Origin of the sequence: Phenylobacterium sp. LH3H17 (genome assembly GCF_024298925.1) — a bacterium.
Lineage (GTDB): Bacteria > Pseudomonadota > Alphaproteobacteria > Caulobacterales > Caulobacteraceae > Phenylobacterium.
The window spans coordinates 910,179-929,559 of the sequence record NZ_CP101283.1 but is presented as its reverse complement, the minus strand read 5'-3'; the positions used below and the strand labels follow the sequence as shown (position 1 = coordinate 929,559).

19 protein-coding genes, 1 pseudogene and 1 riboswitch are annotated in these 19,381 nt (G+C 69.7%); of the genes and pseudogenes, 9 read left to right on the top strand and 11 right to left on the bottom strand.

The window, feature by feature from the left end; all coding sequences use genetic code 11:
- Positions 1-316 precede the first annotated feature (316 nt).
- The 5 genes and pseudogenes from M9M90_RS04575 (at position 317) to M9M90_RS04555 (ending at position 3,561) form a co-directional block, all read left to right on the top strand.
- The gene (locus tag M9M90_RS04575; protein WP_254835986.1) at positions 317-1,267 is read left to right on the top strand and encodes an amidohydrolase family protein; all 951 of its coding nucleotides are present in this window, start codon (positions 317-319) and stop codon (positions 1,265-1,267) included.
- An 81-nt stretch (positions 1,268-1,348) separates the two neighbouring features.
- The gene (locus M9M90_RS04570) at positions 1,349-1,660 is read left to right on the top strand and encodes a hypothetical protein (RefSeq protein WP_254835985.1); all 312 of its coding nucleotides are present in this window, start codon (positions 1,349-1,351) and stop codon (positions 1,658-1,660) included.
- Between the two features lie 911 nt (positions 1,661-2,571).
- Positions 2,572-2,679 (top strand): annotated as a pseudogene (locus M9M90_RS21250) (PEPxxWA-CTERM sorting domain-containing protein); the annotation flags it as partial.
- A 166-nt stretch (positions 2,680-2,845) separates the two neighbouring features.
- Positions 2,846-3,058 (top strand): alkylphosphonate utilization protein, encoded by a 213-nt coding sequence (locus tag M9M90_RS04560; protein ID WP_254835983.1) that lies wholly within the window; start codon positions 2,846-2,848, stop codon positions 3,056-3,058.
- An 83-nt stretch (positions 3,059-3,141) separates the two neighbouring features.
- Complete coding sequence (locus M9M90_RS04555; protein ID WP_254835982.1) at positions 3,142-3,561, top strand: PaaI family thioesterase; 420 nt, start codon at positions 3,142-3,144, stop codon at positions 3,559-3,561.
- A 61-nt stretch (positions 3,562-3,622) separates the two neighbouring features.
- Here M9M90_RS04555 and M9M90_RS04550 read toward each other — a convergent pair whose 3' ends face one another.
- Positions 3,623-4,387: a hypothetical protein gene (locus M9M90_RS04550; RefSeq protein ID WP_254835981.1), complete on the bottom strand. Its 765-nt coding sequence runs from the start codon at positions 4,385-4,387 to the stop codon at positions 3,623-3,625.
- A gap of 92 nt (positions 4,388-4,479) precedes the next feature.
- Complete coding sequence (gene bla, locus M9M90_RS04545; RefSeq protein WP_254835980.1) at positions 4,480-5,340, bottom strand: class A beta-lactamase; 861 nt, start codon at positions 5,338-5,340, stop codon at positions 4,480-4,482.
- Positions 5,341-5,445: 105 nt separating this feature from the next.
- Between bla and M9M90_RS04540 the strand changes: the two genes are divergently transcribed.
- From M9M90_RS04540 to M9M90_RS04525, 4 genes are all read left to right on the top strand, one after another.
- Positions 5,446-6,411 (top strand): LysR family transcriptional regulator, encoded by a 966-nt coding sequence (locus tag M9M90_RS04540; protein WP_254835979.1) that lies wholly within the window; start codon positions 5,446-5,448, stop codon positions 6,409-6,411.
- Between the two features lie 34 nt (positions 6,412-6,445).
- On the top strand, positions 6,446-7,411 hold the full coding sequence (locus M9M90_RS04535; protein WP_254835978.1) for an SH3 domain-containing protein: 966 nt from the start codon (positions 6,446-6,448) through the stop codon (positions 7,409-7,411).
- A gap of 73 nt (positions 7,412-7,484) precedes the next feature.
- The gene (locus tag M9M90_RS04530; protein WP_254835977.1) at positions 7,485-7,982 is read left to right on the top strand and encodes a pyridoxamine 5'-phosphate oxidase family protein; all 498 of its coding nucleotides are present in this window, start codon (positions 7,485-7,487) and stop codon (positions 7,980-7,982) included.
- A gap of 311 nt (positions 7,983-8,293) precedes the next feature.
- Positions 8,294-9,025, top strand: a complete 732-nt coding sequence (locus M9M90_RS04525) for a Crp/Fnr family transcriptional regulator (protein ID WP_254835976.1) — start codon at positions 8,294-8,296, stop codon at positions 9,023-9,025.
- Here M9M90_RS04525 and M9M90_RS04520 read toward each other — a convergent pair.
- The 9 genes from M9M90_RS04520 to M9M90_RS04480 form a co-directional block, all read right to left on the bottom strand.
- The gene (locus tag M9M90_RS04520) at positions 9,022-9,618 is read right to left on the bottom strand and encodes a sensor histidine kinase (protein ID WP_254835975.1); all 597 of its coding nucleotides are present in this window, start codon (positions 9,616-9,618) and stop codon (positions 9,022-9,024) included. The genes M9M90_RS04525 and M9M90_RS04520 overlap by 4 nt on opposite strands.
- Positions 9,619-9,822: 204 nt before the next feature.
- Positions 9,823-11,289 carry a cobyric acid synthase gene (locus tag M9M90_RS04515; protein WP_254835974.1) on the bottom strand — a complete coding sequence of 489 codons (1,467 nt, stop codon included), beginning with the start codon at positions 11,287-11,289 and terminating at the stop codon, positions 9,823-9,825.
- Positions 11,289-12,065, bottom strand: a complete 777-nt coding sequence (locus M9M90_RS04510; protein WP_254835973.1) for an ABC transporter ATP-binding protein — start codon at positions 12,063-12,065, stop codon at positions 11,289-11,291. Before M9M90_RS04510 ends, M9M90_RS04515 begins: the two co-directional genes overlap by 1 nt.
- Positions 12,062-13,039, bottom strand: coding sequence for an iron ABC transporter permease (locus tag M9M90_RS04505; protein WP_254835972.1), 978 nt, complete (start codon positions 13,037-13,039; stop codon positions 12,062-12,064). The genes M9M90_RS04510 and M9M90_RS04505 overlap by 4 nt, the downstream gene beginning before the upstream one ends.
- Positions 13,036-13,893: an ABC transporter substrate-binding protein gene (locus M9M90_RS04500; protein WP_254837071.1), complete on the bottom strand. Its 858-nt coding sequence runs from the start codon at positions 13,891-13,893 to the stop codon at positions 13,036-13,038. The genes M9M90_RS04505 and M9M90_RS04500 overlap by 4 nt, the downstream gene beginning before the upstream one ends.
- Positions 13,894-13,977: 84 nt before the next feature.
- Entirely contained in the window at positions 13,978-15,912 is a 1,935-nt protein-coding gene (locus M9M90_RS04495) for a TonB-dependent siderophore receptor (protein ID WP_254835971.1), read from the bottom strand.
- A 103-nt stretch (positions 15,913-16,015) separates the two neighbouring features.
- Positions 16,016-16,204: riboswitch (cobalamin riboswitch) on the bottom strand.
- 106 nt (positions 16,205-16,310) lie between these two features.
- On the bottom strand, positions 16,311-17,249 hold the full coding sequence (locus M9M90_RS04490) for a sensor histidine kinase (RefSeq protein WP_254835970.1): 939 nt from the start codon (positions 17,247-17,249) through the stop codon (positions 16,311-16,313).
- A 108-nt stretch (positions 17,250-17,357) separates the two neighbouring features.
- Positions 17,358-17,837 (bottom strand): hypothetical protein, encoded by a 480-nt coding sequence (locus M9M90_RS04485; RefSeq protein WP_254835969.1) that lies wholly within the window; start codon positions 17,835-17,837, stop codon positions 17,358-17,360.
- Between the two features lie 336 nt (positions 17,838-18,173).
- The gene (locus M9M90_RS04480; RefSeq protein ID WP_254835968.1) at positions 18,174-19,304 is read right to left on the bottom strand and encodes a zinc-binding dehydrogenase; all 1,131 of its coding nucleotides are present in this window, start codon (positions 19,302-19,304) and stop codon (positions 18,174-18,176) included.
- Positions 19,305-19,381: the final 77 nt, after the last annotated feature.

Sequence of the window (19,381 nt, the reverse complement as noted above, 5' to 3'; positions counted from 1 at the left end):
GCCGCAAGGCGGAAGCGCTAAACCCCAGCGGCCAGCTTCCACTTTGATTTCGATCAATTGTGAATATAGTTTGAGGTTACGGTTCACGGTATTCTGACAGATACACGTTTTCCGGGTAGTCATCGCGGTTCCAGGACGGTGTTTGGAAGACCGGTGTTCGGTTATATTCCACAGAATCATCCCGATCCGTCTCTTGAAGCGACTGTTACTGGCGCCGGCGGTGACGCCCAGAACGGCTGACGGGCGCGCGGTGGGCGGCTAGGGTCGGGGGCATTGGGGCCCTGGCCCGCCGATTCATTTTCCCTGAGAGCGCCTGATGCAGATCATCGATTTCGAATGCGACACCCCCACCAAGGAAGCCGTCGAGGACACCGTGCGGCTGATCCAGTCGGGGCGCGGCTTCGACAAGGAGGGCTACGCCCAGCAGATGGCGCCCGGCTGGGCCGCCCAGATCGGCATGAGCCTGGACGAGTTCAACGAGGCCAAGGCGACCCAGGGGCTGACGGCCCTGGCGCTGAAGCTGTGCGAGGTCGACATGGGCCGGGCCATGAGCCACGCCCAGGTGATCGCCATGCTGGACGAGGCCGGCGTGGCGCGGGCCTGTATCGGAAACGCCGGGCGCCGGGCTAGCAACGCCGACGTCGCGACGTTCGCCGCGGAATATCCCGACCGGCTGATCCCCTGGTTCCGCATCTGGGGCGAGGAGGGCGCGGCCGGGGTGGCGGCCCTGGAGCACGGGGTGCGTGAGCTGGGGGTCAAGGGCTTCGAGGTCTCGTCCTATCGCGAGGGGCGCTACATCAACGACCCGGCCTATTGGCCCTTCCTGGCCAAGTGCGTGGAGCTGGGGATCCCGGCGCGGATCACCGCGGGGCTGCACCTGCTGTCGGACCGGCCCTACGACTACGCCCACCCACGATACCTGGACGAGGTGGCGGTGCGCTTCCCCGAGCTGAAGATCGTGGCGGGGCTGTCGGGCTGGCCCTGGGTGGCGGAGACCTGCGCCATCGCCTCGCGCCACCAGCACCTCTACATCGACTTCGCCTGCCGCCGGGTGAAGCACATGCTGGCGCCGGGCGCCGGCTACGAGGCGCTCATCTACTACGGAGCCCGGAACCTGCAGGACAAGGTGATCTTTGGCTCCGGCTGGGGGACGCACATGATCCCCCTGGCCCAGCTGGTGGCCGAGACCGGGGAGCTGCCGCTGAAGGACAGCGTGCGCGCCAAGTGGATGGGCAGCAACGCCGCGCGGGTGCTGGGGCTGGACTAGGGCCGGTCGGCCCCGCCCTCGACAACAACGGTCCGGAAACCCTCTTGCGAATACTGTCCCCCGACAGACGGGGAGACGGACGTGGACCACTACCATTTCTGGCTGCTGAACGAGGCCGACGAGCGGACCGAGGGGCTGGACCTGCCCTGCGAGGCCGACCGGGAGGCGTGGCTGGTGGCCGATCGGCTGCTGGCCGAGTGCCGCTCGGTGGAGATCTGGAACGAGCACGAGCTGATCGGCCGGGTCGGCGCCGCCCCGGTGGCGGTGGTCGACGGCCTGGCCTTCGTCTGGCCGGCCAAGCCGGTCAAGCGCCGGGCCCGCGGCGGATCGAAGCCCGCGGCCAAAGCCCAGCGGCGGCCTCCGGCGGCCCGCAAGCGCCGCACGGGCGCCTGAGCGGCCGGCCGGCGGCGGAATTCCGCGACTGTTGAATTCGGACGCCTTCGCATCTGCGAATAGTGGCCGCACGGCGCCGAAACACCACCGGTAGCCCCCTCCCCTACGTATCCGCGCGACGATAACTCTGCGATGGAGCTCTCCGGCACGCTCCCGGGCGGATGGACATTTCTAGTATCGGGAGAATCGGGGACGACGACTCACGAAAATGTTCCACCAATTGATGCTCTACACAGCGAAAACATGGTTGTGCCCCACTCTTAACGGTTTACTAACCATTGGCGTGGGGCTAACGATACTACCTGAAGGCGCCCGAGCGTTGGGTGTCTACGGCTGATAGGGGCTTTGAAATGACGAGTAAGTTCAAATTGGCGGCCCTCGCCGCCACAGCTTTTGTCTCCTTCGGCGCCTCGGCGCAGGCCGCCGTGACGATCCACTCCTATGTGAGCTACCAAGCGGCCGTGAACGGCGACGAATACTTGGTCACCGACTTCGGCCTGCCGTTCACCCTGGCGCCCGGCTGGGGGATGGGCGGTACGGCGACCTTGCTGACCGGCACCTCGGGCCTGGGCGCGGCGCCGGCCTTCGGTCCGTCCGATCCGGCCGACGACGACCCGACGCAGTTCCTCAGCGTGCAAGGCTCTCAGGTCGCGACCTTCACGGCGCCGAACGTCTCGCGGGTGAGCATGTATATCGGCTCGCTCGACGACTATAACTCGATCACCTTCTATCTGAAGGGCGGCGGCAGCCAGGTCATCACCGGCTTCCAGCTTGGCGCGGTCTCCGGCGCCAATGATGGGGATCGTCAGCAGGCCGACACCAACGGGCGGTTCACCTTCTACTCGACCGACAACATCGTCGGCTTCGACCTGGCCTCAAGCAGCAACTCGTTCGAGCTCAGCAATATCGGCGCGGCGGTTCCGGAACCGGCGACCTGGGCGATGATGATCATCGGCTTCGGCGCGGTCGGCTCCATGGTCCGCAGCCAACGGCGTAAGCAAGCGCTCGCGCTCGCCTAGCACCAGCCTCGCGGCCGGGCGCTCGCGCCCGGTCGTTCCTCCACCACATGTCCGCCGCGGCCTCCCCTCCGAGGCCGCGGCTTTTTTGCGGGACAGGCCGCGCCACCGCCGGCTTGTGGCCCGGCGCCCCAGCCCCTAAAGCAGGCGCCGACATGGAGCGCTCGGCATGGACGTCAGGGACAGCAACGGAACGATCCTGGTCGACGGCGACTCCGTCACCCTGATCAAGGACCTCAAGGTGAAGGGGACCTCGGTGACCCTGAAGCGCGGGACCCTGGTCAGGAACATCCGCCTGACCGGCGACGAGGGCGAGATCGAGGCCCGGGTCGAGAAGATCCGCGACCTGGTCCTGAAGACCGAGTTCGTGAAGAAGGCCTAGGGTCTCACCTCATGGCGGAGATGGGTGGCCAGCCGGGCGGCTTGGCCGCTAGCATCGCCGCACACAGCCGGAGAGCCTCGCCCATGACCACTTCCGCCCCCGCCGACCTCCACGCCGCGCTCGGCCAGCAGAGAGTGGTCTCGCTGGAGCCCGGACGGGCGGCGATCGAATATTTGGTCGGGCCGCACATGTGCCATTCCGGCGGCGTGGCGCAGGGCGGCTTCGTCTGCGGCTGGATCGACGCGGCCATGGCGCACGCCACCATGGCCCAGGACGGCGACATGACGCCGATGTCCCTAGAACTGAAGGTCAGTTTCTTCGCGCCCGTGCGGCCCGGCCTGGTGATCGCCGAGGGCTGGGTGGAGCGGCGTGGCCGCTCCACGGCCTTCCTCGAGGGCCGGCTGCTGAACGCCGCCGGCGAGGTGCTGGCCAAGGGTAGCTCCACCGCCCGGCTGATGCCCCGCGCCCAGGTCGAGGCCAGCGCTCGGCGGGCGGTGGAATAGGCCGCGACGCTCGACTCGGTCAGGCAGCTCCCCCTCCGAAGACAGGAGGATCTGGAAAGGTTCAGGCCCCGGCGGACGTTTCCAGCGGCCGGGGCGCCGGGGCGCCGGGGGGACGGCCGATCCAGATCTGGCCGGAGCGGGCCATGGTCTCGCCCGCGGCGTCGAACAGGGCGACGCCGGCGAAATGCTTGCGGCCCTCGACCTCGCGGGTCCAGGCGACCACCACATAGGTCTCGCCGGCCCGGGGCTTGCGCAACACCTCGCCGGCCATGGTGCCCAGCAGGCCGACCGGCGCGCCGGTCTTGATCCACCAGGCCATGGAGCCCGAGCAGTCGAGCGCGCCCCAGGTGATCTCGTCCGGAATGGTCCCGTCAGGGTTGGCGAAGTTGGCGTGCGGGGTCCAGAGGCCGGCGCAATGGCCCGCGGGCGCGCCCTCGAGCTGGCCCACATGGACGCCCAGACCCTCGCCGTCTTCGCGTTCGATGCAGCAGGAGAAGCAGCCGCGATGCAGGGACCGCGTCGCGAAGGGCGAGGCGGCCTGGGCCGCGCGCGCCTCCTCGATGCCGGGCGGCGCCGGGGGTGTCGGCGGGATGGCGTCGTCCGTGGCCGGACGCGCCGTGCCCAGCAGGGCGCCATCGGCGTTGGAGAGCACCACGCCGCCGTCCTCGCCGGGCGACAGGGTGACGGTCACATCCAGGGGCACGCCGGCGCGCAGCATGGCCGCGCCGCGGCCGCCGACGGCGTTCGACAGCACGCCGCAGATGTATCCGCCATTGGCAGTGAAGGGAGGCCCGCGGAATTGGCGGGGCACCACGATCTCGGTCATTGAAATTCTGGTCTCTGGAAAAGGAGTGGAATCGAAGTCGGCGTCTATGAATGGCTCCATCATGACCAACCGGGACCCTTGGTGGAAGCCCCCTAGACCATCCGCGTGACGATACGCCCGACCTCCGCCAGCACGGCGTTGCGCGCGTCGGCGCCGCCCTTCGATCCCGTGAGGTAGGCCGCGACCAGGATCGGGCGGCGGTTCGGGGGCCAGAGGATGGCGATGTCATTGGTCGTGCCGTGGCCCCCCGAGCCGGTCTTGTCGCCCACCTTCCAGGTCTTGGGGAGGCCGGCGCGCAGGCGCGCGTCGCCGGTCTGGTTGGCCACGAGCCAGCCGGTGAGGCGCGCGCGGGAGGCCGGCGTCAGGACGTCGCCGAGGGTCAGCTTGCGCAGGGTCTCGACCATGGCCGACGGGGTGGTGGTGTCGCGAGGGTCGCCGGGGGCGGATTCGCTCATCGCCGTCTCCCAGCGGTCGAGGCGGGTGACCGGATCCCCGATCGACCGGCACCAGGCGGTGAAACCCCTGGGGCCGCCAAGCCCCTTCAGCATCAGGTTGGCCGCGGCGTTGTCGCTGACGGTGACGGCCGCCTCGCAGAGCGCCGCCAGCGTCATGCCCGGGGCGCCGACCTGGCCCGTGGTCACCGGCGAATATTCCACCAGGTCGGCGGCGGAGAAGACGATACGTCGCCCTAGGTGATCTTTGCCTTGATCGACCCGCGCCAGCACCTGGGCGGCCGCCAGGGCCTTGAAGGTGCTGCACATCGGGAACCGCTGGTCGCCGCGCCAGGCCAAGCGGGCGCCGGTCTGGGTGTCCAGGACCGCGACGCCGAGCCGGCCCGTGCTGTGGGCCTCCAGCGCCTCGAATTCCTTTGTGATCCTGGCCTGGGCGTGTGCGAGCGCGGGCCACGCGGCGGCCGCGCCCGCCAGGGCGAAGGTGAAGTCCCGACGTCTCATGCCCGTTCTCTCTCCTGTTGATCTGGAGAGATTGAAAGCTGGCGCGGGCCGGCGCAAACGATGATAGATCGGCGCTCACCCTAGAAAATTTTGGGGATTCGACCCGTGTCGCGCAGCCAACTGCCGCTCAACGCGCTCCGCGCCTTCGAGGCCTCGGCCCGACATCTCAGCTTCACGCGGGCCGGCCTGGAGCTGGCGGTGACCCAGGCGGCGGTGAGCCACCAGGTGAAGGGGCTGGAGGCGCGGCTGGGCGTGGCCCTGTTCCGACGCCTGCCGCGCGGCCTTGCGCTCACCGACGAGGGCCAGTTCCTGCTGCCGGTGCTGCGCGACAGCTTCGACCGGGTCGGCGAGGCGATGGACCGCTTCGAGGCCGGGCGCGTGCGCCAGGTGCTGACCCTGGGCGTGGTAGGCACCTTCGCCGTGGGCTGGCTGCTGCCGCGGTTGCCGAAGTTCCATGAGGCTCATCCGTTCGTCGACCTGCGGATCTCCGCCAACAACAACCGGGTCGACCTGGCGGGCGAGGGGCTGGACTGCGCGATCCGGTTCGGAGACGGCGCCTGGCACGGGACCGAGGCCGTTCGGCTCATGCCGGCGCCGCTGACCCCGCTGTGCGCGCCGGCGACGGCTCAACGGCTGGAAGGCCCCGCCTCGCTGGCGGCGGAGATCCTGCTCCGCTCCTACCGGGCCGAAGACTGGCCGGGCTGGTTCGCCGCCGCCGGCCTCCCCTGCCCGCCGATACGCGGGCCGGTGTTCGACTCCTCCTTCGTGATGGCCGAGGCCGCCGCCCAGGGGCTGGGGGTGGCGCTCGCGCCGGCCTCGATGTTCGAGCGCGACCTGGCCTCGGGGCGCCTAGTCCGACCGTTCATCCAGGAGTCGGGGTCCGGCCACTACTGGCTTAGCTGGTTGAAGTCGAAAGAGCCGACGGGCGCCATGCGGGCGCTGCAGGGGTGGCTCGCGGTCAGCATTCCGCCGACCGTAGGTCGTGAGGGCCGCGATATACCTAAACGGGTCTCAACAATACGTGAGGCGGCGCAAGCTCAACCGATTGATCGGCGTATCCCGGGGGACTAGGCTCGCGCCAACGCAAGAATCCAGGAGGGGCACGATGCGCAAGACCTTAACGACGACCCTGGCCATGAGCCTCGCCGCCACGCTCGCCATTTCGACCCCCGCGAGCGCCCAGTACGGCATGGACAAGAAGCAGCCGAAGAACGCAGCGACCCCCGAGCTGCCGCGCTGCGACCGTCCGCTGGGCACCGCGGCGGTGCAGGAACCGGCAAACCGCTGGTGGACCGAACTGGGGCTCTCCAATCCGGAAGCCCTGCTGAAGCTGTTCGCCGCCCGCTCCAACTGCCTGCGTATCGTCGACCGCGCCGGCGGCCTGGCCATGCGCAACCAGGAGGCCGCGCTCGGCGGCTCGGGCGACCTGCGTCGCGGATCGAACATCGGCAAGGGCCAGGTGGCCTCCGCCGACTACTTCATCATCCCCGACATCGCCAATTCGGACGCCAACACCGGCGGGGCGGCGATCGGAGCCATCGCGGGCTCCCTGCTGCCGGGCGGCTTCGGCGCCCTGGCCGGCGGGCTGCGCACCAAGAAGGCCCAGGCCCAGGCGCTGATCACCCTGGTCGACGCGCGCACCACCGAGCAGATCTATGTGGCCGAGGGCGTGGCCCAGAAGACCGACATCAGCTTCGGCGGCGGCGGCGGCCTGGGCGGGACCACCGGCTTCGGCGCGGCGGCCGGCGGCGGCTACGCCAACACCGACATCGGCAAGGTGATCACCGCGGCCTATTTCAACGCCTTCATCGACCTGGTCCGCTACATGCAGCAGGGCCAGGTGGCCACCGGCGCCGAGGCCTCGGCCAATGCCGGGGTCCAGGCCTACACCGCCAAGTCGGCGGTGGTGCTGCGCAAGGCGCCCTCGCCGCAGGCCGGCGCGGTCCGCTCGTTCGCGGTCGGCGAACTGGTCTATCCCACCGGCCAGAAGAACGGCATCTGGTGGGAAGTCGACGACGAGAACGGGAATCGCGGCTGGGTCTCCTCGGCCTTCATCACCCCGCGCAACTAGGCCTACGGCCCAGCTCGGAACTCCATGGCGGCTCAAGGGTTGAGGTTGTAGCGCACCTAACCCAGGAGCCGTCATGAGCATCGATATGAACGACCGCGTCGCCGTTGAGCGCCGGTTGTGGGAAGAAATCGAACGCCATCAGGTCGGGATGCTGGGCGTGGTCGGCCGATTGGCCCATCACACCCAGCCGATGACCGCCTTCGTCGAGCGCGAGGCCGAGGAGATCTGGTTCTTCACCAGGTCCGACAGCGATCTCGCCCAGCATGTCGGCGCGGGCCACAAGGGGATGTTCGTCTTCCAGCAGCGCGAGCTGCAGGCCTGCATCTGCGGCCAACTCACCGTGCAGCACGACCAGGCCCGGATCGACAAGTACTGGAACGCCGTGGTCGCCGCCTGGTACCCGCAAGGCAAGTCCGATCCGAAGCTCACCCTGCTGAAGATGACCTGCGAGGATGCCGACGTCTGGATCTCGCAGGGCGGGCCGGTGAAGTTCGCCTGGGAGATCGCGCTGGCCAACGCGACCCGCCACGAACCCCACGTGGCCGGACGCGCCAACCTGCACTTCCACTGAGGACGTAAGCTCCCGTCCGCGCTGGATCGAGGCGACTGTGCGACGCATCGTCGCGCTTAAAGTCGTAAGATCACCGCTTCAAGATCAGCAGCGGATTCTCAGGCCGGGAATTTGCGCGCCGCAGCTATACTTGCGTCGACTTGTCGACACATCTGAGCGCCGTCATCACGGGACATATCTTCGCTGCTCTTGAGGGGCTAATTCTGCTTTTGCCGAACTCGCATCGCATTTGTGTCGAGTTCTCGACAGTCTTTGCGGGGCGCCGTCGATAACTTGCAACCTAAGCCATATGGCTGCGTTCCGATTCCCCGATGCAAAGGCCCCTGATCTCGGTGCAAAATCGCTTGCTCTCGGCCCTGCCCCCTGAAGACTACAGGCTGGTGGCGTCGCATCTTACCAATGTGGATCTGGAACGGGGACGTCTGCTGTACGAGCCGGGAGACCGGGTCGATACGGTCTATTTCCCGCATGACGGCGTCATCTCGCTGATGACCCTGATGGAGAACGGCGCGGCCATCGAGAGCGCAACCATCGGGCGCGAAGGCGCCCTGGGGCTGATGGGCGCCGTGTCGCCCCGCCAGTCGCTGTCGCGGGCCATCGTCCAGACTCCGACCCGGGCCGCCCGCATAGGGGCGAACCTGCTGCACGAGGCCTGGGAGAAGAGCGCCAAGATCCGCGAGATGGTGGACATGCACACCGAGGCCCTGTTCGGCCACGCCGTGCAGTCGGTGGCCTGCAACGCCCTGCACTCGGTCGAGGCGCGGTTCTGCCGGTGGCTGCTGACCTGCCACGACCGTATCACTAGCGACACGGTGGCCCTGACCCAGGAGTTTCTGGCCGACATGCTGGGGGTGCAGAGGACCACGGTCACCGCCGTCGCCCGCGCCTTGCAGGAAAAGGGCTACATCCGTTATCGCCGTGGCGTTGTCGACATCATCAGCCGCGAGGGCCTCGAGGCCGTATCATGCGAGTGTTACGACGTGGTGCGGCGAAACTACGAGCGCCTGCTGCCGCAGCCGGCCATCGACCGGGTCCGCGGCTAGAGCGAGAAGACCATGCGGGCGGAGACGCCGGCCTGGCTATCCAGCACGAACTCGCCGCGCACCTGGGCCGCCAGGCTGCGCACGAACCACAGGCCGAACCGCTCGCGGGCCCCCGGCGCGGCCGGATCGAAACCCTGGCCGTCGTCCACCACGGTGAGCTCGCAACGTTCGTCTTCCAGCCGCTTGAGGCCGATCTTGACGACCCCGACGCGGTCGTCCGGATAGCCGTGGGCCAGGGCGTTGGCGACCAGCTCCTGAGCGATGAGCGCGAGCGTCGAAGCCGCCTGGTCGGAGACGTGAAGCTGGGCGCAGGACAGCTGGATCTCGGCGGGCCGTGTCCCCTGCCGCCGCTGCCAGACCGGGATCATGTCGGAGAGATAGGCCGCGAAGTCGACGCCCGCCTCCTGCCGGTGGCGCTCCAAGGCGCCGAGCGAGCCGATGGCGTCGGCCATCCAGACAAGTTGGCGCCGCGCCTCGGGTTCGCTGGTCCTCTGGGCGCGCATTCGCGCCAGGGCGGACATCAACTGGAACGTGTTGGCCATGCGGTGGCGTAATTCCGCCGCGGTGCGCGGATCGCCCTGCTGGTCGCTCATTCCGGACAACGCCCCCCAGCGTTTGAAAGCAGGTCTAGTAATACGGCCTCCACGGCGCGCGTCCGTCGCCGAGGTGACAGTTATCGCAGGAATTGGCGCCCATCACCCGTCTTTTATGTGGTGAAGGTTGAATAACTCGCGTCTAGCGCGAGTTTCGCCGGGCTCCGAGGCGCGATCGGGCGGGCCGATCCCGCGGCGGCAGGGTCAGGGACGGGGCTCCAGGCGGGCGATGGCCGCAAGCGCGTCGACATCGAAGGCCTGCTCCAGCGCCAAGGCGATCTCGTCGAGGGCGGCGTCCACCCGGGCGGCCTCATCGACGCCGTCCGAGGTCGCGCCCAGGGGCGCCAGCAGGGCGGCCCTGGCCTCGCCCAGGCCGAACAGGCCGTGGACATAGGCGCCCATGACCCGGCCGTCTGCGGAGATCGCGCCATCGAAGGTTCCATCGTCGCGGACCAGCAGGGGGCGGGCGAGATCGGGGCCCGCCGTGCGGCCCACATGGATCTCATAACCCTCGAAACGACCGCCGGCGAGGAGGCGCCCGGCGGTGGGGGTCAGCACCTTTTCGTCGGTCAGGGTGGTGGCGACGTCCAGCAGCCCCAGGCCCGCGGCCTCGCCCGGCGGACCCTCGACGCCCATCGGATCGGCGATGGACCGGCCGAGCATCTGGAAGCCGCCGCAGATCCCCAGCACCCGGCCGCCGCGCCGGACATGGGCGGCGAGGTCGATGTCCCACCCCTGGGCGCGCAGGAAGGCCAGATCGGCGAGCGTCGCCTTGCTGCCCGGCAGGATCACCAGGTCGGCGTCGCCCGGCAGGGGCGTGCCCGGCGGCACGAAAGCGAAGTCCACCTCCGGCTCGGCGCGGAGGGGGTCGAATTCGTCGAAATTGGCGATGCGCGAGAACATGGGGGCGACGATCTTCACCCGCCGCTTCACGCCCGGAGCGCGGCGATCCAGCACCACGGCGTCCTCGGCGGGCAGGCGCCGGGCGGCGGCCAGCCAGGGGGCCATGCCGCAGTCGGCCCAGCCGGTGCGCCGCACGATCTCGGCCCGGCCATCGGCGAACAGGCTGGGATCCCCGCGGAACTTGTTGATCAGGAAGCCGGCGATCATGGCGCGGTCGGCCGCGTCGAGGACGGCATGGGCTCCGACCAGGGCGGCGATGACGTGCCCCCGGTCGATATCGCCGACCAGGACCACGGGGACCTGGGCGGCGCGGGCGAAGCCCATATTGGCGATGTCGCCGGCCCGCAGGTTGGTCTCCGCCGGGCTGCCGGCGCCCTCGACGATCACCAGGTCGCACTCGGCCTGGAGGCTGCGGAAGCTTTCCAGCACCACGTCCAGCAGCTCGCCCTTGCGGTCCTGATAGGCGCGCGCCTGCCAGGTCCCCGCCATCCTGCCCCGCACCACCAGCTGGGCGCCGACATCGCTCTGGGGCTTCAGCAGCACGGGGTTCATGTGGACGGTGGCCGGTGTGCGGCAGGCGACGGCCTGCAAGGCCTGAGCGCGGCCGATCTCGCCGCCGTCGACGGTGACCGCGGCGTTGTTGGACATGTTCTGCGGCTTGAAGGGCCGCACGGTCAGACCACGGTTGGCGAACAGGCGGCAGAGCCCGGCCACCAGCACCGACTTGCCAACGTCGGAGCCGCAGCCCTGGATCATCAGCGCGGCCATCAGCGGCCCCGCCCGACGATCTCGATCAGCGGGCCGGCCGCGCCCGTGGTGAACCGCGCCTCGATGCCGTAGGCGGCGGCCAGGACCTCGGGCGACAAGGCTTGGCTGGGCGGGCCGTCGGCCAGGATCCTGCCCTGCGCCATGACCACGATGCGGTCGGCGATGCGGGCGGCCAGCGACAGGTCGTGCAGGGTCAGGACCACGCCGCGACCCTGGTCGTGGGCCATGGCGCGGAACAGGGCGCCGGTGTCGAGCTGGTGGCCGGGATCGAGGCCGGTGAGCGGCTCGTCGGCCAGCAGCCATTCCGGATCGCCGGCCAGGGCGCGGGCGATCAGCACCCGGCCCCGCTCACCGCCGGAGAGCGTGGTGACATCGCGGTCGGCCAGGGCCTCCACCCCGGCGGCGGCCATGGCCCGGTCGATGGCCTCGGAATCCTCCAGCGACAGGCCGCTGGCGCCGATGAAGGGGGTGCGGCCGAGGCCGACCAGGATCCGCGCCTCCACCGCCCAGGCGATCTCCGGGGTCTGGGGGATGAAGCCGATGCGGCGGGCGCGGGCGCGGGGGGCCACGGAGAGCAGTTGGGCGTCGTCGAGGCGCACATGACCCGTCAACGGCTTGCGCAGGCCGGCCAGGCAGGCGAGCAGGGTCGACTTGCCCGCGCCATTCGGGCCGAGGATGGCGGTGACGGTCCCGGCCTCGAAGGTCGCGACGACCCCGTCGACCGCCAGCTTATCGCCGAGCCGGACGCTGACCGCGTGGGCGCTGAGCGCGCTCATGCGATCCTCTTCCGCAGGGAGAGCAGCAGGGCGAAGAAGAACGGCCCACCCAGGACCGCCATCGCCACGCCGAGCTTCACCTCGCCGGCCGCGGGCGCCAGGCGCACGGCGATATCGGCGGCCAGGACCAGGACGGCCCCGCCGATGGCGCTGGGGATCAAGAGGCCGCCGGGCCTGGCGCCCACCAGAGGGCGTAGCAGGTGGGGCACGATCAGGCCGACGAAGCCGATGACCCCGGTCACCGCCACGCTGGCTCCGGCGGTGAGTGCGACGCCGATGGCCAGTAGCCAGCGGGTGGCCGTCATGTTGATCCCCAGCGAGCGGGCGCCTGTCTCGCCGAGCGTGAGCGCGTCCAGGCCCCGTCCGATCAGCAGCAGCAGGAGACAGCCGACGGCGATCAGCGGCAGGACCATCTGGACCTCGGCCATGCCGCGGTCGGCCAGCGAGCCCATCAGCCAGTTGACGATCTCGTTCACCGCCCAGGGGTTGGGCGCGAGGCTGAGGGCGAGCGCCACGCCGGCGCCGGCCACGGTCTGCAGGATCACGCCCGCCAGCAGGAAGGTGACGATGCTCGAGGCCTGCCCCGAGAGGGCCAACAGCAGGAAGACGGCGATCAGGGCGCCGGTCATGGCGGCCGCGGCGATCACCCAGGGCTGGGAGGCGCCGGCGCCGAGATAGAGGGTCAGCACCGCCCCCAGGGCCGCCATCGACGAGACGCCCAGGGCGCCGGGATCGGCCAGGGGGTTGCGCGTGTAGCCCTGCATGGCCGCGCCCGACATGCCCAAGGCCGCGCCGACCGCGACGCAGAGCAGGGTGCGCGGCAGGCGCAGCTCCAGGATGATCACCGAGCGGGGGTCGGCGGTGTCGGCCCAGTCGGCGAACGGGACCCAGAGTCGCCCCGCGGCCATGCTGACCAGGGCCAGCAGGACCGCGAGGGAGACGAGAACCGCGAGGGTGAGGGCGCGGCGGTTCATGCGCGGCCCCTCGCGGCGCGGGCCGCCAAGGCCTCCCTGCGCGCCTTGGCCAGGAAGGCGGCGGTGCGGATCAGGGTCGGTCCGCCGCAGAAGGTGAGCTGCGGGGGGAAGTCGGCCCGGTGCATGCGGTGGGCGACGCGCGCCAGCGCCGGATGGCCGATCACCCGGTCGGACCAGGTGGGCACGCCTGGCCTGACGAGTCCCGCCAGCAGGACGTCCGGCGGGTCGGCGACCAGGTATTCCAGCGGCACGGCGCCGGTGCGCTCCAGACCGTATCGAGTGGCGGCGTTCTCGAAGCCCGTGCGGCGCATCATCTCGTCGATCAGGGTGCCCCGCGCCGAGGCCAAGCCGCCGGCCTGGAAGACCAGGGCGGTCAGCACCGGGACGCCCGGCGGCGGCGCGGCGGCGGCCAGGGCCTCCTCGATCCGGGCGACCAGGGCCTCACCGCGTTCCGGACGGCCGACGAGGCCCGCCACATGACGCACCTGGGCCAGGCTGGAGGCCACCGTCTCGCTGAGGTCGAAGAACTCGGCGGGGACGCCTAGGCGCCGGAACGCATCGCGGGTCGCCGGCGGCGTGAACCGGGAGGCCAGCACCAGGTCAGGCGCCAAGGCGAGCACCTCCTCGGCCGTCCCGTAGGTGACGGGAAAGGCCGCGCCCAGCGCGCCGATGCTGGAGCTGCTGGGCTCGCGGGAGTAGTGGCTCAGGGCCACGATCTGGCCGCGGTCGGCGACGTGGACCAGGATGGCGTCCAGGCACGGATTGAGCGAGACGATGCGGCGCGGTCCGGTCCTGGCGGCGCGGCCAAGCGGGACGGCGACCCCGGCGGCCAGCGCCGACCTGCGGGTGATCATCCAGCTCAAAAGTCGATCCCGCGGTGGTCGGCGTTCCTGTCGTCTTCGGCGGTCATGGGGCCTCCACGATTGGAAAGACGCGGGTCAGAACTTCGCCCGCACACCGACATAGGCGCCTCGACCGGGGGAGCTGTAGTTTCGGGTGGTCTCATAGTCGTCGTCGAAGACGTTCTCGACCCGGCCATAGACCTCAAGCGCCCCGGTCAGGGGATAGGAAGCCCGCAGGTCCAGCAAGGTGTGACCCTGCAGGACATAGGTATTGCCGGCATTGTCGAAGCTGGCGCCCACATGGCGGATGGCGCCGGAGATCGAGGCGTCGTTAGCCCAGCGATAGGTCGCCAGGATATTGGCCAGATGCTCCGGCCGGCGGGTGAGACGCTTGCCGTGGTTCACGCCTTGGGGCGAGACGTTCTCGGTGTCGGTCCAGGTGTAGTTGGCCGAGACCGTCAGAGGCCCGAGATCGGCCGAACCCTCCAGCTCCACCCCGTGGGCCTTGGTGCGCGCGGTGTTGGCGTAGAAGCCGAAGCGGGGGACGCCGTTGCGCTGGCACAGCCGATTGGTATTGCCCACCGTGCAGGAGAAGAAGTCGATCTGGTTCTCGGTCTCCCGCTGGAACCAGGTGGCGGCGACCCTGAAGCGGCCGGCGAAGCGGTGCTCGATCCCGGCGTCCCAGCCGTCGGCTTCCTCGGGGGCCAGGGCCAGGTTGCCGAAGTCGCTATAGAGCTGGAACAGGGTCGGGGCCTTGAAGCCCTGGCCAAAGCTGGCGCGCAGGACGGTGTCGCCGTCATTGAGCGACCAGGCCGCGGCGAGCTGGCCCAGCATCTGGTCGCCGAAGGTGTCGTGGCTGTCGCGGCGCAGGCCCGCGGTGAGGGTGAGGCCGTCGATCACCTCCCCCTGGACCTGGGCGTAGATGCCGTCGATCCCCGCCTTGCCGCGCACGGGCGGCGGGTTGGGCGAAAACGCGCTGGGCGAGACCGTGCGCATCTCGGCCTCCTCGCTCTCTGCGCCGAAGGTGGCGGTCCAGGCCTCGCTGACCGTCCAGACGCCCTGGTACTCCCAGCGCCGGTTCTCGCCGCGGGCGTCGAAGGTGACCGGCGTGACCGCCTGGTCGGGATCGAGGTTCCGGCGGTCGGTGCGGGTGTAGCCATAGGCGACCCGGTTCTTCAGGGCGCCCAGGTCGAAATTGACCACCGCGTAGCCGACGAAGTCCTCGGTTGTCCCGTATTCCCGGGTGTCGTCGAAGGCGAAGGCCGGCGCCGGGAAGCCGTCAAAATCGTTCTTTCCTTTGGAGTAGACGGCGCGAAGGTCGAACGACACGGCGTCGGCGGCCTGGATTTCGGCGCGGCCGCTGAAGCCGGTGTTCTCGTAGCCGTCGGTCTCGGATCCCAGGCGATAGGCGGAGTCCCCATCGGTGTCGAAGCGGCCCGCCGCCAGGCGCCAGGCGAGGCGCTCCCCCTTGCCGCCCAGGGCGGCGCGGGCATAGGCCGTGCCCCGGGCGCCGGCCTCGAGCTGCAGGGAGCCTTCGAACGGTTCGACCGCCTGGGCGGTGACGATATTGACCACCCCGCCGATGGCCTGGCTGCCCCACAGGGTCGACTGGGCGCCGCGCAGGATCTCGATGCGCGCGATGTCGCCGGCCAGCAGGTTGGCGAAGTTGTAGCCGCCGCCGGCCTGGGACGGGTCGTTCAGCTTCACGCCATCGACCACCACCACGGTCTGGTCTGTCTCGGCCCCACGGATGCGCAGCGAGGTCGCGCCGCCGATCCCGCCGTTGCGCGAGACGGTGACGCCCGGGGTCTGGGCCAGCAGGGTGGAGACCTCGGCCACCTGGCTGGCGGCGATGTCCCTGGCGTCAAGGACCGTGACGCTCTGGCCGACCCGGTCGGCCTGCTGGGGCGAGCGATTGGCGGTGACGATCAGTTCGCTGACGCTGGCCGCGGCGATGGGGCCGACCTGGGCGAGCGCGCCGGTGGAGACGCCGCACAGCAGCGCGGTGGTGGATAGCAATAGGGTCTTCATTCGGGTTTCCCCCTGACACGCGACGACGAAGCCCGCGCAAGCGCGGACCAACGGACGTCGTCTCTCGGGAGTACTCCCCGTTCGTGCGGCTCCACCGGCCGGACGAAGGACGACCGCGTCAGGCAGGTCTCCTGGCTCGCGGGTCGCAGCCGATGCGCGCCGCCTTCCCAGACAGATGTCCAGTGGCTCGTGACGCGCGGGCTCGCCGCTTACAGTTGCGGGGACAGCCCAGGTATCTCACCTGAGTTCCCTATTAATCCCCTCGCGGGGAACCTGTCGCAGGGTCGCCATTAGGCTTTGCCATGCAGAGCGTCAATCGTCATGCGGCTGACCCTGTCACCCTCCGAGGCGTCGACCACGACGACGAAACCCGGCCGCTTCGCGGCGGCCGGGTACGCTCAGAGCGGCAGGCTCAGTTCGAACCTCAGGCCGTCGCGGGCCCAGTCGAAGCTGGCCGCGCCGCCGAGCTGGCGGGCGAGGTCGGAGATAAGCTTGGAGCCGAACCCCTTTCGGGTCGGCGCGCGCACCGGCGGTCCGCCGGTCTCGCGCCAGACCACCCGCAGGACCTTGTCGTCTTCCAGGGTCCAGTCCACGTGGACCTCCCCGGCTTCGGCGCCGAACGCCCCGTACTTGCTGGCGTTGGTGGCCAGCTCATGGACCACCATGCTGAACGGCTGGACCTGCCGGGGCGAAAGCAGCACCGCCGGGCCCTCCAGATGATAGGCGTCGGCCTTGCCCACCGTGGCGAGTTCCTCGGCCAACACCTCGGCCACCAGGGCGCCCTCCCATCGACGGCTGGCCAGGGCGCCCTGGGCGCGGGCGAGCGCATTGACCCGGCCGATGACGATCTGCTTGTAGCGCGCGACGTCGCCGGCGCGGGTCAGTTGAATGATCGACTGGACCACCGCCAGCATGTTGCGCGCCCGGTGATCAACTTCGCGCATTAGCAGCTCGCGGGCGGCTTCGTTGCGCTTGCGGTCGGTGATGTCGGTCAGGGTGACGGCGATGCCGCCGCCATGCATGGGCGCGATCCGCAGCTCCACCACACGGTCGGGGCGCAGGCGCGACGGGGTCTCGAAGACGGAGGTCTCAGCCTTGTCCATGGCCGCCCGGCAGGCGCGTTCGAACGGCGTCCCGCGACCTTGGGGAAAGACGTCCCACATGACCTTGCCCAGCAAGGCCGTGCTGGAAACGTTGAAATAGCGCTCGGCGGCGCGGTTGAAGAGCACGTAGCGCCAGTCGCGATCCAGGGCGTAGAAGCCGTCGCTGACGCTTTCAAGCACGGCGGCCAGGCGCGCCTCGGTCTCCGACGGCTCCGGCGACTCCATGGCGCCCATCTCAACCCCCCTCGCCCCCTGGAGAACATGGGAATCGGCGGCCCGCGCCGATGCGTACCCCCTGGTCAAAAGCGCCGAGCGGCGGTTCGAGTTCCGCGTGTGACGGCTTCAGCCCCGGGCGGCCTTGGACTGGCGCGCGGCCTGGGCCTGGGGCATGGCCTGGGGCTGGGGCGGGTCGAACGAGCGGCTGTTCTCCAGGGTCTTCAGGCGGGCCGCGAACTCGACCGACAGCCGCCATCCGAAGCCGCGAACCGTCTCGATCACCTCGGCTCCCAGCTTCCGGCGAATACCGTGGATGACCACGTGCACGCCCGACAGGGTGCGGTCGGCGACGTCGTCCAGACGCGGCAGGGCCTCGTCGAGCGAATAGACGTCCAACAGACGGGGAAAGGCGCCCTTGAGCGCGGCGATGATCGCGATCTCCTGCGGGCGCAAGCCCACCATCCAGGGGGCCACCTCGATCGCCTCGATATGCACGGCGCGCAGCTGGGTCAGCAGGACGTCGATCTGCGCCCGCGCCTTGCCGAGCTCGTCCTCGAGCTCGCGAAGCCGCGGCCGGCGCGGCTCGAGGTGGGGAGGCAGACTCAAATGCCCGCTCCAGCGGGGCGCGCGTCGGTGTGGGTGCGGGAGGGCAAGGCCTCGCCTTGCGTCAAGTTGTTCGGCATCGGAACCTTGAAGCTAGGTGGGGGTGGCTGAAGGTCGCCGAACCCTAACTCCCGATTCCAACCGCCGCCTTGGGGCGGTTCGTCGCACTGCCGCGCCACGATCTTGACATATTGTCAAACCCGTTACAGCCAAGCCTTTGCGAGCTTGGGTTTGCGGTCAGGACGCGGCCGAGTCGGGCGACCGCCGCCGCGCCGAACTGCGTCAATATGTCGGGAGGCCGACACCGGAATTGCGCCCCGAAAGCCGGCCCCCGACGTGCTAGCGCTTGCTAGGGTTGATCAGGTACTTCTCTCCGGTTGCACGCCGATTGTAGGCGGCGATGATGTCCGGGTTGAGGGCCTCGGCCAGGGACACCTCATGCGAGTAGTGGCTGGCGAAGGTGGTCTTCAGTTCGGCGGCGACTCGCTCGCGCAGCTTCTGGGCCGCCTCGGGACCGATCTTCATCAGGAACGGGGTCAGCAGCCACCCGCCAAGCCCCCAGGCCATGCCGAAGCCGCGATTGAGCTCGGTGGGCCGGGTGTCGAGGCCGCCATAGATATAGACCTGCTTGTGGACCGATGAGCCGTAGCGGCTGTAGGTCGTGGCGGTCTGGTTGGCGGCCGCCTCCATGCCGCTGAGGATCTGGCCGGCCAGCTTGCCGCCGCCGATGGCGTCGAAGGCCAGGGTCGCGCCCGTGGCGACCAGGGCCTTGATCAGGTCCTCCATGAAGCCGGGCGCGCTGGAGTCGACCACGTACTTGGCGCCGATGGCCTGGAGGATCGCCGCCTGTGCCGGGCTGCGCACGACATTGACCAGGCCCACCCCCTCGGCGAGGCATATCTTGTTCAGCATCTGGCCGAGGTTGGAGGCGGCGGCCGTGTGAACCAGCGCGGTGTGGCCCTCGCGGCGCATGGTCTCGACCATGCCGAGCGCGGTGAGCGGGTTGACGAAGCACGAGGCGCCGTCGGCGGCCGTGGCGCCCGGCGGCAGGACCAGGACGTCGGCGGCCTTCAGGCAGCGGTATTCCGCGTACATGGCGCCGCCCAGCATGGCGACGGTCTTGCCCAGCAGGTGTTGGGCGTCTGCCCCGGCCTTGATGACCACTCCGGCGCCCTCATTGCCGACCGGCATCGACTCGTCGAGGCGTCCGGCCATGGCGCGCATGTAGGCCTCCGGGATCTTGGCGGTGAGCACCGGCTGCTCGGCCGTCCCGCTCGCGACGGCGGTGGACATGTCGGCGGCGCCCAGCAGCAGGCCGAGGTCGGAAGGGTTGATGGGCGCGCCCTCGACCCGGACCAGGACCTCGTCGGCGGCGGGTTCGGGGATCGCCACCCGCGCCAGCGATAGCTCCAGCTCGCCGCTCGCCTTGACCAGTGAACGCAGCTGCAGGCCCGTGTTTTCGTTCGCCATGTGACGTCTCCCATCCCGTGTTTCGTTGCGCGCTAAAGAGCGCGTCGCGCCGCCCGCCGCAATCAGCGGTTTTCTGT